The following is a 12781-nucleotide window of genomic DNA, read 5'->3' on the forward strand; positions in this document are numbered from 1 at the left end:
ACATGTCTAGATATACTGATTACCAATTTAAGCCGTTTCTTCGAGAAGCGATAGAACAAATGGGCTTCACGAGCCCGACCCCCATCCAAAAGGAAATGATTCCGCTCATTTTAAGAGGTCAGAGTGCAATCGGACAAGCACATACAGGAACAGGGAAGTCACACAGCTTCTTGATTCCGATTTTACAACGTATCAATGCTGATACAGATGAGCTCCAAGCAGTGATCACAGCTCCTACCAGAGAGCTTGCTATCCAATTGTTTGATGAATTGAAAAAGCTCACCGATTCTTCAGAAGTCCGCTCAAGTCTATTGATTGGCGGGACAGATAAAAAGCGTTCTGCCGATAAATTGAAATCAAATCCTCATTTAATCGTCGGCACACCTGGACGTATCCGGGATATGTCGGATACAGGAGCGTTATCGATTCATACAGCACGCATCCTCGTCATCGATGAAGCGGATCTTGCATTCGATATGGGCTTCATTGAAGACATCGACCAGTTTGCAGGGAAAATGCCAAGTGATTTGGAAATGTATGTATTCTCTGCGACAATACCAGAAAAACTGAAGCCGTTTCTTGCAAAATATATGAACTCGCCTGTTCATATTCAACTGGGGACGAAGAAGCCGTTGACAGAAGGCATGCACTATTCACTCGTTCCAGTCCGAGGAATGGATCGTAAAAAGAAACTTTTGAATGTCATACAGGCGATCAACCCATATTTGGCAATCATTTTTACCAATACAAAACAGAACGCAGATGAACTTGCAGGTTATCTAGCTGCACAAGGTATTAAGACCGGGAAAATCCACGGAGATCTGAATGCTCGGGAACGAACCCGTATGATGAAGCAAATACGTGACTTGGAGTACCAGTTCATCGTAGCGACAGACTTAGCGGCACGGGGTATCGATATCCCTGGGGTGAGTCATGTCATCAATTATGAGCTTCCTGAGGATCTTGAGTTCTATATACACCGTGTGGGACGTACAGCACGTGCTGGATTGGAAGGGGTCGCCATCACGTTATTTGATCCCTCCGAAGACGATGCCATTGTCAAGATTGAGAAAATGGGCATTCCGTTTGTACATGAAGATGTGAAAAATGGAGAATGGAGCCAGCTGAAAGACCGTCACTCCAGAAAAAATCGTCCAAAAGAACAGGACGAAATCGACAAGAAAGCTGCTTCTTTAATCCGAAAACCGACAAAAGTGAAACCGGGTTATAAAAAGAAAAGAGCTAAAGAAGTGGATCGCTTTAAGAAACGTGAAAGGAGAATGACTAAGAAAAAATGAGTGGACAATCTATTTTACTCGGATCCCACGTATCCATGAGTGGTAAGGGCATGTTACTTGGTTCTAGTAAAGATGCTGCCGAATTTGGGGCTTCAACATTCATGATCTATACAGGGGCTCCGCAAAACACACGACGTAAAGCAATAGAAGACTTGAACATTGCTGCTGGACAAGCCCATATGAAAGCAAATGGATTATCCTCTATGGTGGTCCATGCACCGTATATCATTAATATCGCTAACACCGTGAAGCCTGAAACGTTCAGATTGGGTGTAGACTTTTTGCAAGAAGAGATCCGACGCACGGAAGCTCTTGGTGCAAATCAGATTGTTTTGCATCCGGGAGCGCACATAGGTGAAGGCACAGATAAGGGAATTGCAAAAATCATTGAAGGGTTGAATGAAGTTTTAACTGAAGACGCAGATGTCCGGATTGCCTTGGAAACAATGGCAGGTAAAGGAACTGAGTGTGGAAGAAACTTTGAAGAACTTGCGAAGATTTTTGATGGTGTTCAAAACAATGATCGCCTTTCTGTGTGTTTTGATACGTGCCACGTCCATGATGCTGGATATGATATCGTGAACGATTTCGAAGGTGTTTTGGAAGAATTTGATCACTTCATAGGCAGAGACCGAATTTCCGTCATCCACGTCAATGACAGTAAGAATGTTCGTGGAGCAGGAAAAGACCGGCACGAAAATATCGGATTCGGAAATATCGGTTTTGAACCATTACACTACATTGTTCATCATCCGTCTTTCGTGAACGTTCCAAAGATATTGGAAACACCATTCATTGGAACGGATAAGAAAAACAAAACCGCGCCATACAAAGAAGAAATCATGATGCTGAAAAATGGCGAGTTCACTACCAAATACCGGGACGCATTATTAAACGAAGTGACGAACGAATAATATCTGTGTAAATGCTTTTCTCTCAAGTTAATACAATCCGGCATTCTAGTATTATATGAAAAAGGCTGTCGAGCAGCGGGTCTGCTCGATAGCCTTTTCCTACTTACGCATATTCAAGTAATCTTCCAACAACTGATTCGTTCTTTTCTGACCTAGAATCCGTTCCACTTTTGAAATGAAACTTTCAGGGACCCCTGTCAAAATCCAATGCATTGAAATTTCATCCAACAATGGCCTTAATAGTCCGATTTCCTCGACGGTGAAGTCTAATCCATAAGATTTAGACATTTTCAACATCTCATCATCGCTTCTTTTTTTCATCTCCAGGAGCAATCGTGTGTAATCCAACTTATCACCTAGCTTTCTTTAGATTTGTAAGCGCGGGGCATTTGGTTTATAATCATTTGAGTGAATCGTAATCATTACTATTAACCAAAGGATGATCGTATGCAAGGAAATCTAGTGGAATTAAAGAATGTAGCTTTTAATTATGGAAATTCAACTGTGTTGAAAGATATCACCTTGACCGTAAAACCAGGTGAATTCTGGGCACTTATTGGTCCGAATGGTTCTGGGAAATCGACCCTTATTAACATTCTTTTAGGATTGTTAAAGCCGGATACTGGATCAGTGGAACTATTTGGCGAGCCGATTTCGTCTGTCAGTCATAAAGAACGGATTGGGTACGTTTCTCAAAAATCGAATTCCTTCAATAGCGGATTTCCTGCAACGGTTCTTGAAGTTGTAAGAAGTGGCTTGACGAAAAAGACAGGATTGTTCAAGCGGTTTTCAAAAGAGGATACCGAAGCTGCTATGAATGCACTTCATGAAGTAGGTATGGAAAAATTCGCTGATCGTAATATTGGTGAGCTTTCTGGAGGACAGCAACAACGCGTCTTCATTGCGCGAGCACTCGCGGCAAAGCCGGATCTGCTCATTATGGACGAACCGACTGTCGGAGTGGACCAGCAAAACTCGGCTTCTTTCTATTCTATGCTCGAAAAACTGAATCGTGACAATGGCATAGCGATTATTTTAGTTTCCCATGAAATTGACCTTGTCACAGATCTCGCATCACACGTTGCTTGTTTGAATCGGACAATGCATTTCCACGGAGGAAGAAGAGATTTTGCGAAACTGAATGATTATGACCTATCACGCTGGTATGGCCATTCTGTCCGTCTCGTTCATCAGAAGGAAGGGGCACCTTCAAATGATTAATGCATTACTTTCTTATGAATTTCTCCAAAATGCATTCTTTTCGGGTTTAATAATCGGAGTGATTGCGCCGATGCTTGGACTTTTCATTGTTGTGAGGCGTCTCGCCTTGATTGCAGATGCACTAAGCCATGTTTCGCTTGCTGGGATTGCAGGCAGCCTGTATTTGAGTCAGCAAGTGTTGTTTTTCGCGGGCCTCAATCCGATTTACCTAGGAATGGCGGCTGCAGTAGGCGGCTCTTTGTTAATCGAACGGTTAAGAAGGGTCTATCGGAATTTTGAAGAGCTTGCGATTCCGATTATCCTCTCTGCAGGAATCGGATTCGGTGCTATTTTCATTTCACTGGCAAAAGGATTCGGGTCGGATTTAGTCGGCTATTTGTTCGGTTCGGTATCCGCAGTTAGCAGACAGGATTTATTAGTCGTAGCAATTCTTGCAATTGCTGTGTTTGGTTTCATTTATTTGTTTTATAAAGAACTTTTCACGCTATCGTTTGATGCGGATTATTCAAACGCATCGGGTATCAAAGGCCGCTGGATCCAAATGCTCTTCATGGTACTTACTGCATTAGTGATCGGGGCCTCTATGCGGATTGTAGGGATTCTACTCGTATCATCACTCATGACGCTTCCGGTTGCTGCTGCGATTCAAATAGCAAAAAGTTTTAAATCTGCTATGATGCTATCCGTTCTGTTTGGAGAAGTCTCTGTTATCGCTGGTCTGTTTGCTGCGTATCACTTGGATATCGCACCAGGGGGGACGATTGTTGTAACTGCCATTGTCATTTTGCTATTCGTGTTAATGGGGAAACGGTTGACAGGAAAAGGTACTGTGAGAAGAAGGGGGGAAGTGCTGTGAATGTTGAAAAAGCATGGGATACGTTAAAAGAACATTCTTTCAAACGGACGAAGAACAGGGAAGCGATTTTGGATTTTCTAGCAGAACGTGATGGATATACGGCTGCTATGGACGTTGGTGAATTTCTGAAAAAAGACAATCCTGGAGTAAGCTTCGATACAATTTACAGGAACTTATCCACTTTTGCAGAGCTTGGAATTCTGGAAGAAACCGATCTGAATGGGGAACGGCAATATCGCATGCACTGTGATCCTGGCGTTCATCATCATCACTTCATTTGTACTGTATGCGGGAAAACAAAACATATCCCTTCTTGTCCAATGGATCATATTGTGGTTAACCTGCCTGGTGTGGAAATACAAGGGCACAAATTCGAAGTTTATGGAAAATGTCCTCAATGCCAGTAAAAAAAGGAAAGGCTCAAGTTTAGGAGCCTTTCCTTTTCTATTTCACTGATGTTGTAAAGAAGTTATATTGGATCCACTCATTGGCCTCATTCCAGTTATTGACTCGGATAACGCCTTTTGGAATTGGATTCCGATTATATGGAGTATCAAAAAGAATAACAGGAATGTCGAGCTCTTCATGGAGGTCGACGGCATTATCGTGTTTGTCTTCAAAAAACACGTGAGTACCAAATTTGCGTGCTGTTTCAATTTTACGATGACTGCCGATCAATTCAACATGGTCAAAAGGGAGCTGCTCACGTTCGAACCATTCCATTGTAGCATCCATCACTTCAGACCCGCGGGCAGAGATGTAATATAGCTCTGCTTGCTGTTTCTGCCAATCCAACAAAAATTGTTTCGCTTGTTCTTGGATCGAGGATGTCAGACAAATCTCTGATTCGGCTTCTTTATACCACTTGTGAAATTCTGTAGGATCGACATCGAAAGCAGTTGTCAGATCATATTCTTTAATATCCTCTAAAACGAGCTCGCATCCGAACTTCTTGTTAATATGCGGAAGAAGAGAAGAAAGGGTCGTTACCGTTCCGTCGATATCGATGCCGAAACGATATTTTGTCAATTGGAAGCGCCGCTTTCAGCGAGCAGTTCTTCTTGTCTCTTTTTCTCGAAGTACTCTTCCGCAAGTTTATCGATTTCCATCTTCAATTCCTCGACCATTGTCTCTTCAGGAACTTTCCGCACCGTTTTTCCGTGCATGAAGAGGAGACCTTCCCCGCGAGCTCCTGCAATCCCTATATCCGCTTCTCTTGCCTCACCTGGACCGTTTACCGCACATCCTAGAACGGCGACTTTAAGCGGTGCTTTAATGTGTGAAATGTATTCTTCCACTTCGTTTGCAATCGATATCAAGTCAATTTCGATGCGGCCACACGTCGGACATGAAATGAGAGTGGCTGCATTCGATGAAAGTCCGAATACTTTCAAAAGCTCACGCGCCACTTTCACTTCTTGCACAGGGTCCGCACTCAATGAGACGCGCATCGTGTTTCCAATACCTGCGGATAGTAACGCACCGAGACCTGCAGAGCTCTTAATGGAGCCTGTAAATAGTGTACCCGACTCAGTTATGCCGAGGTGAAGAGGGTAATCGAATGCGGCTGCCGCTTTTTTGTAGGCTTCGATTGCCAAGTTCACGTCGGAAGCTTTCAATGACACAATGATGTCATGGAAATCGAGATCTTCAAGGATCTTAATATGATGCAGTGCACTTTCGACCATACCATCCGCTGTAGGATAACCATACTTCTCAAGGATCTTCTTCTCAAGTGATCCAGCGTTAACGCCGATCCGGATAGGAATCCCTTTTGCCTTAGCTGCATTGACCACAGCTTCGACTTTCGATTGCTTTCCGATATTGCCGGGGTTAATACGAATCTTATCAGCACCTTGTTCAATCGCGATAAGTGCCAGTTTATAATTAAAGTGAATATCGACGACGAGTGGTATGTTAATCTGTGCTTTAATTGCGCCGATTGAATACGCTGCACGCTCATCCGGACAAGCGACACGAACAATCTGGACACCTGCCTCTTCAAGGCGCTTAATCTCCGCCACAGTCGCTTCCACATCATGTGTTTTAGTGGTTGTCATACTTTGGATGAATAATTCGTTACTCCCTCCAATTGTCAGATTCCCGACTTTAACAGGACGAGTGTTGGATCGATGTATCATTTCAGTCATTATTTTCTCTCCTTACTTCGAATTACTACTGTTTACTAATGTACATTTTATCAATCATTGTGCTAAAAAGACAAGGAACTGCCCTCCGCACTCTATTGTTTCGAGCAAAATGTGACGGTTTCACTACTAAGTGGGATTTCAATCTGTTCGCCGCCAACGATGCCCTGAAGTTGCAAATGGGGGTTCAGTCCGTAAAAAGCTGTCAGACGGTCGATGAAAGGGATACTGGGATCAGGATAGAGTGCGAATAGCGATTCGATCGTATCGCCTTGCACCGTTGTGACAACAATCGATATAGGCTTGTCCACATCTTGGCAAGCGGGCTCGTCTGAAGCGAAGGCTGCAAGTTGAATCGTACCTTCTGTCAAATCACTTTTTAGCATATGAATAAGTGCGAATACGGCGAGTGCGGTAACTAGTAGTCTCATTAGTAAAGCCTCCCTTCGCTCACGATATGCAGGAAGAGAGGGAATTATGCACGAATGATTTTAGCTGACGGCTGTTTTGGATAGTACTTTGCAGCCAAATGTAAGTAGACGATATGAAGAGCGGCCGAAATAGGGAAATTGAAAGAGTTCTCGACATGGGCGACATCTAAAATCAAAGAAACTAAAATAGGAACAGTAATTGAGATGGCTGACGTGCGCCATATATGTCTGTATTCTCCGCGGCGCTTGAGAAGTTTAAGCAGACCAAGCCCTATAAGTCCGAAGAAGCTAATCCGGATGAATAAATAGAACGTACTGATGACAAGCTGAAGGACAAAGGCCATCGGATAGAGTAAACTGCCGACAGTCTCGGCGTATTCGACCAGCTCTTGTGATGTTCCGAACAAATCGATATCACCTTTCAGGAAACGTAGAAAGGAAACCAGAGTCGAAAGGATGACAAAAAGAAACACGTATTGAAAGACTTTTCCGATAGGGAGCAATCGGAAAGCTGCGAGTTTTTTTGGCTCGTGAATGGAAGCGATGAACAATTGTGAGTATTTCAAGATGATGACTCCTTTCTAAGCATACCGTTAGTTTATCATCGGTTGCATGTAATTGGGTAGGAATTGTCACAACATCCCTCACTTTTAGCATTCCAATTGTTAAGGGATTGTAAAGATTGACCGTTGTCTCTTTACATATGAGAAATCGGCGACAATAATGGGAAGGTATACATATCGCTATTGGAGGTTGCACATTACATGGATATCAATTGGCAGGAAGTGGCGTTTCAATTTCTTGGCGGGCTCGGTATTTTTCTTTTCGCCATTAAATACATGGGGGATGGTCTTCAGAAAGTAGCTGGAGACAGACTGCGTTCCATTTTAGATCGATTTACAACGAACCCGTTCATGGGTGTGCTAGTCGGTATTATCGTAACAGTTCTCATACAGTCCAGTTCAGGTACGACTGTTATTACTGTTGGACTTGTGAGTGCCGGTTTCATGAAACTGAGACAAGCGATCGGGGTTATAATGGGTGCCAACATCGGTACAACCGTTACCGCATTCATCATAGGTCTGGATGTTGGAGCATATGCGCTGCCGATCATGGCAGTGGGTGCATTCATGATTTTCTTCATTCAGAAAATGACTGTGAAACATATTGGCGAGGTCATATTCGGGTTTGGAGGGTTGTTCCTGGGTCTAGAGCTCATGAGTGACGGGATGAAACCTTTAAGGACACTTGAGTCGTTTACTGATTTGACTGTTTCGATGGCTGATCACCCGATGCTCGGGGTGGTTGCGGGTACAGTATTTACATTGATCGTCCAGAGTTCAAGTGCTACTGTAGGTATTTTACAAGGTTTGTATGCAGAGAATCTGATCGATTTGAAAGCTGCTTTACCAGTTTTGTTTGGGGACAATATCGGAACGACAATTACAGCGATATTAGCGGCAATCGGTGCATCTGTTGCTGCCCGCAGAGCAGCTGCAACTCATGTTTTGTTCAATATTGTGGGAGCAGTCATATTCATGATTCTACTCATCCCTTTCACTGCGTATGTGGAATGGATAACAGGTACACTCGGACTTGATAAGAAAATGCAGATTGCATTTGCGCATGGCTCTTTCAACGTTGTGAACACCATTATTCAATTTCCATTGATCGGGGCTTGGGCCTATTTTGTAACGAAATTGATACCGGGTGAAGATGTGACAATTGAGTATAATCCAAAGCATTTGGATCGGCATTTCATCCATCAATCCCCAGCTGTTGCTATCGGACAAGCAAAAGAGGAGATTATCCGCATGGGGTCGTTTGCTGTCCAAGGATTGGAACAAACTTTCGAATACTTGAAGAGCAGTAAGAAAAATCATGCAGAAACTGCTTATCAAATAGAAGATGCCATCAATAATCTGGACCGTAAAATCACGGATTATCTAGTTGAAATTTCTGCCGTCAACATATCACCGGTTGAATCTGTTCGGCACGTCATGTTGATGGATACTGTCCGAGACATTGAGCGAATCGGTGATCATTTTGAAAATATCATTGAACTGATCGACTTTAGGGAAGTGAACAAAGTGAAGCTTTCCGAGGATGCCATGGAAGAATTATCGGAAATGTTTGCGTTGACTATTGGAACTGTACAGAAAGCGGTGGATTCCTTGGATACGAATGATTGGGAACTTGCTCGCACTGTCGCTAAACAAGAAGAATTGATCGATAAAATGGAACGTAAATGCAGGAAAAGCCATATTATCCGTTTGAATGAAGGAAGCTGTACTGCTCAAGCAGGTATTGTTTTTGTCGATATCGTTTCCAATTTGGAGCGGATCGGAGACCATGCTGTTAATATCGCAGAAGCTGTATTAGGAAAACGGGCATAAGGGAGGGGGATATCGGATGGAATGGCTTGCGTGGATTGCAGCGGTCTTGTTTTTCGCTGTTGCTTTTATAGGGTTGGTCTATCCGGTCATCCCTTCTGTCCTTTTCATAATTGGAGGATTCTTGCTTTATGGTCTACTCGATACATTCGATTCGATGGGGTGGCTGTTTTGGATCATCCAGCTCCTCTTCACCATTCTGCTTTTCGGTGCGGACACCGCTGCAAATCTTTTCGGCATCAAACGTTTCGGAGGTTCCAATGCTGGAGGATGGGGCAGTACGATAGGTCTTCTTTTCGGACCTTTTGTCATACCAGTCGCAGGTATTTTAATCGGCCCTTTCCTGGGAGCTATAATAGCTGAATTACTCGTTACCCGTGCCGGTTTCAAACAAGCTTTGCGCTCCGGAGCGGGTTCGTTAATCGGTTTTCTCACATCAGTAGTTGTCAAAGCGGTCATAATGATCATCATGATTGGAATTTTCATTTTCTTCGTCACATAAAAGACAAGATAATTGAATGCCTATGGGAAGTTTGATACCCTTGGAGTGTAGGAAAGATTTCTATCATTCAAGGAGGAATTGGAAATGGCTTATAAATTACCTGAATTGCCTTATGCATATGATGCTCTAGAACCGCACATCGACAAAGAAACGATGGAGATCCACCACACGAAGCATCATAATACGTACGTTACCAATGTGAATAATGCGTTGGAAGGACATGCTGATCTTGCTGCGAAATCCGTAGAAGACCTTATCTCTGATTTGAATGCAGTCCCTGAAGATATCCGTACTGCAGTTCGCAATAATGGCGGAGGTCATGCGAACCATTCCTTATTCTGGACACTTCTCTCACCAAATGGCGGAGGAGCTCCAGCCGGTACTCTAGCTGATGCGATAGACAAGAAGTTCGGAAGCTTTGACAATTTCAAGGAAGAGTTTGCAAATGCTGCAAAAACTCGTTTCGGTTCAGGATGGGCATGGCTCGTTCTTGATAATGGCGAACTTTCAATCATGTCTACACCAAACCAGGATAATCCATTGATGGAAGGCAAGACTCCATTACTAGGACTTGATGTTTGGGAGCATGCATACTACTTGAACTACCAAAATCGCCGTCCAGATTACATTTCTGCATTTTGGAATGTAGTGAACTGGGACGAAGTACAAAAGCTTTACACAGAAAATAAGTAATTGATTGATGCAACCAAGCACACATCTTGTTCGTCAAGATGTGTGCTTTTCATTTTTTTAATGCTATAATTCATTGATATGCATTTAAGTAAGGAGGGGGAAAAGTGAGGAAAAATCAGCGTAAAGTCGATCAAGCAAAAGTACGTCAGCGCAAATTGACTTCCTTCAGAATGAACTTTTTATTCTTTTCTATCTTCGTTTTGTTTTCGTTGTTAATTTTCCGTTTGGGATATTTGCAGATTGTTAAAGGGGAAGATTATAAAACTGAGTTAGAACGTAAAGAAGAAATCGCAGTGAACACAAGTGTTCCGAGAGGACGGATTTTTGACCGAAGTGGCCATCTGCTTGTAGATAACGAACCGCGAAATGCAATTACATATACGAAAACAACTTCTACAACGTCGGAAGAGATGTTGAAAACGGCAAAAAAGCTTGCGGAGTTGATAGACAAACCGACGAACCGCATCACTCTGGGAGACAAAAAAGATTTTTGGATTCTTCTCCATCCGAAAAAAGCGCTCAAAAAAGTGACGGAAAAAGAATTGCTTGCGATTCAAAATGACGAATCATTGACAAAAAAAGAAGCCCAGCAGCAAATTACTAAAATGACTCGCGAACGGATAACAGACAAAGAGCTGGACTCATTTACAGATCGTGAGCTCGAAATTCTCGCCATTTATCGGGAAATGATGTCTGGTTATGCGTACACGCCCCAAGTTGTTAAAAGTGAAGACGTGACAGATGGTGAATTTGCCACTGTGTCTGAACAGTTGGCGTCACTCCCAGGTGTCAATACGACGACAGACTGGGAACGTGTCAAGATGTCTGACAGCGCAATACTAGGTACAACTACTAGCCCTCTCGAGGGAATACCTAAATCGGATCTGGACTATTTCCTAGCGCGCGGCTATTCACGGAATGATCGGGTAGGAAAGAGTTATATTGAAAGATATTATGAAGATTTGCTAAAGGGTCAGAAAACGGTTGTGAAAAATATTAAGGATAGAACGGGGAAAGTTGTAGAAACGAAGACCGTTCGAGAAGGTGAACCCGGGAAAGATCTAATGCTGACATTGGATACGGAACTGCAATCCCATCTTGAGAAAATCGTGGAAGACAATTTGTTGAAAGCGAAACGTATGGGGGGGTCCCAGTTTTTAGATCGCGCCTTTTTAGTAATGATGGACCCCAATACAGGTGAAGTCCTTTCAATGGTCGGCAAACGGATTGTCAAAGACAAAGAAACAGGAAAACTGACAGTCCAGGACTACACATTCGGCACATTCAGTACATCATATGAAGTTGGATCGACTGTTAAACTAGCAACGATGCTGACGGGTTATAAGTATAATGCAATTCGATTAGGTGAAACAAAAATTGATGAACCTATTTTTGTAGGTAAGCAACGCAAAGCTTCACTCTTCAACCAAAACTCACGGGTCGCGGTCAATGACGTAGAAGCACTTGGACGTTCTTCTAACGTTTACATGTTCAAGATTGCGATGAGTATAGCCAACTACAATTATGTCAAGGGAGGAAACCTGAAAATCGACTTTGACGCATTTACAAAAATGAGGGATGGCTATGCATCATTCGGTCTTGGCACCAAGACAGGCATAGACTTGCCAGGGGAAGTGTCAGGCTCTTCACCTGAACCGAATCGTAAAGAACCGGGTAAATTACTCGATTTAGCCATTGGACAGTACGATACTTATACTCCATTGCAACTCGCCCAATACGTATCTACAGTGGCAAATGGCGGGTATCGAATCGCCCCGCATGTTTTGAAAGCTGTTTATGAACCTTCTCCGGATGGAAAAGAATTTGGAGCTCTTCTGAAACAAAAAGACCCATTGGTGCTAAATCGAATAGACAATACGCCCGAGGAAATCGAAAGGGTCAAAAAAGGGATGCATTATACGTACTATCAGCCAAAAGGAACTGCTTATAATTTGTTCAAAGGTGAAGAGTTCGATGCGGCAGGAAAAACAGGGACGGCGCAAGCAGGGTATTACGAAGGGGATGATCGGTCTCTTTGGGGCACTCAAACAGTTTCCGTTACCCATGTAGGGTTTGCTCCTTATGATAACCCGGAGATTGCCTATTCAGTCATTGTACCTCACGTATCGACGTACAAGAATCCTCCGCATCCTAACAATGATATTGCCCAAGCAGCTGTGAAAGAATACTTTGCCTTAAAGAAGAAACGGGCTGAGGCTGAAATTTTTTCAACAGAAACACCAACTATTCAGAAACCGTCGGATGAAAAATCTGAAGCCGACAAAAAGGAATGAAAGCAATAGAAAAAGACAAGAGCTTGTCTTTT

14 protein-coding genes are annotated in these 12781 nt (G+C 43.1%); 9 read left to right on the forward strand and 5 right to left on the reverse strand.

Features of this window, described 5'->3' with window-relative positions; translation table 11 throughout:
• The first annotated feature begins 2 nt into the window (after window positions 1-2).
• Both ABE021_RS02790 and ABE021_RS02795 read left to right on the forward strand, forming a co-directional pair.
• A complete protein-coding gene (locus tag ABE021_RS02790; protein WP_430286639.1) occupies window positions 3-1298 on the forward strand; it encodes a DEAD/DEAH box helicase in 1296 nt (431 codons plus the stop codon).
• 11 nt (window positions 1299-1309) lie between these two features.
• Complete coding sequence (locus ABE021_RS02795) at window positions 1310-2212, forward strand: deoxyribonuclease IV (RefSeq protein ID WP_430286965.1); 903 nt, start codon at window positions 1310-1312, stop codon at window positions 2210-2212.
• Between the two features lie 99 nt (window positions 2213-2311).
• On the opposite strand, the gene ABE021_RS02800 is transcribed toward ABE021_RS02795, so the two are convergent.
• Complete coding sequence (locus ABE021_RS02800) at window positions 2312-2500, reverse strand: hypothetical protein (RefSeq protein WP_430286640.1); 189 nt, start codon at window positions 2498-2500, stop codon at window positions 2312-2314.
• Between the two features lie 159 nt (window positions 2501-2659).
• Here ABE021_RS02800 and ABE021_RS02805 point away from each other — a divergent pair, with 159 nt between their 5' ends.
• From ABE021_RS02805 to ABE021_RS02815, 3 genes are read left to right on the forward strand one after another with little or no spacing between them, the layout of a single operon-like run.
• The gene (locus ABE021_RS02805) at window positions 2660-3433 is read left to right on the forward strand and encodes a metal ABC transporter ATP-binding protein (protein ID WP_430286641.1); all 774 of its coding nucleotides are present in this window, start codon (window positions 2660-2662) and stop codon (window positions 3431-3433) included.
• A complete protein-coding gene (locus tag ABE021_RS02810; protein ID WP_430286642.1) occupies window positions 3426-4289 on the forward strand; it encodes a metal ABC transporter permease in 864 nt (287 codons plus the stop codon). The genes ABE021_RS02805 and ABE021_RS02810 overlap by 8 nt, the downstream gene beginning before the upstream one ends.
• Window positions 4286-4696, forward strand: a complete 411-nt coding sequence (locus ABE021_RS02815; RefSeq protein ID WP_430286643.1) for a Fur family transcriptional regulator — start codon at window positions 4286-4288, stop codon at window positions 4694-4696. Before ABE021_RS02810 ends, ABE021_RS02815 begins: the two co-directional genes overlap by 4 nt.
• A gap of 37 nt (window positions 4697-4733) precedes the next feature.
• On the opposite strand, the gene ABE021_RS02820 is transcribed toward ABE021_RS02815, so the two are convergent.
• From ABE021_RS02820 to ABE021_RS02835, 4 genes are all read right to left on the reverse strand, one after another.
• Window positions 4734-5318 (reverse strand): 5' nucleotidase, NT5C type, encoded by a 585-nt coding sequence (locus tag ABE021_RS02820; protein ID WP_430286644.1) that lies wholly within the window; start codon window positions 5316-5318, stop codon window positions 4734-4736.
• On the reverse strand, window positions 5315-6439 hold the full coding sequence (ispG, locus tag ABE021_RS02825) for a flavodoxin-dependent (E)-4-hydroxy-3-methylbut-2-enyl-diphosphate synthase (RefSeq protein WP_430286645.1): 1125 nt from the start codon (window positions 6437-6439) through the stop codon (window positions 5315-5317). Before ispG ends, ABE021_RS02820 begins: the two co-directional genes overlap by 4 nt.
• A 92-nt stretch (window positions 6440-6531) precedes the next feature.
• Window positions 6532-6867, reverse strand: a complete 336-nt coding sequence (locus tag ABE021_RS02830) for a hypothetical protein (protein ID WP_430286646.1) — start codon at window positions 6865-6867, stop codon at window positions 6532-6534.
• 44 nt (window positions 6868-6911) lie between these two features.
• A complete protein-coding gene (locus ABE021_RS02835) occupies window positions 6912-7433 on the reverse strand; it encodes a DUF1189 family protein (protein WP_430286647.1) in 522 nt (173 codons plus the stop codon).
• Window positions 7434-7631: 198 nt separating this feature from the next.
• Between ABE021_RS02835 and ABE021_RS02840 the strand changes: the two genes are divergently transcribed.
• The 4 genes from ABE021_RS02840 (at window position 7632) to ABE021_RS02855 (ending at window position 12749) form a co-directional block, all read left to right on the forward strand.
• Window positions 7632-9263 carry a Na/Pi cotransporter family protein gene (locus ABE021_RS02840; protein WP_430286648.1) on the forward strand — a complete coding sequence of 544 codons (1632 nt, stop codon included), beginning with the start codon at window positions 7632-7634 and terminating at the stop codon, window positions 9261-9263.
• Between the two features lie 16 nt (window positions 9264-9279).
• Window positions 9280-9762: a DUF456 domain-containing protein gene (locus ABE021_RS02845; RefSeq protein WP_430286649.1), complete on the forward strand. Its 483-nt coding sequence runs from the start codon at window positions 9280-9282 to the stop codon at window positions 9760-9762.
• Between the two features lie 84 nt (window positions 9763-9846).
• Window positions 9847-10455 carry a superoxide dismutase gene (locus ABE021_RS02850; protein ID WP_430286650.1) on the forward strand — a complete coding sequence of 203 codons (609 nt, stop codon included), beginning with the start codon at window positions 9847-9849 and terminating at the stop codon, window positions 10453-10455.
• A 104-nt stretch (window positions 10456-10559) separates the two neighbouring features.
• Window positions 10560-12749: a peptidoglycan D,D-transpeptidase FtsI family protein gene (locus tag ABE021_RS02855; protein WP_430286651.1), complete on the forward strand. Its 2190-nt coding sequence runs from the start codon at window positions 10560-10562 to the stop codon at window positions 12747-12749.
• The last annotated feature ends 32 nt before the right edge of the window (window positions 12750-12781 follow it).

It is taken from the genome of Sporosarcina gallistercoris (assembly GCF_050459885.1).
Lineage (GTDB): Bacteria > Bacillota > Bacilli > Bacillales_A > Planococcaceae > Sporosarcina > Sporosarcina gallistercoris_A.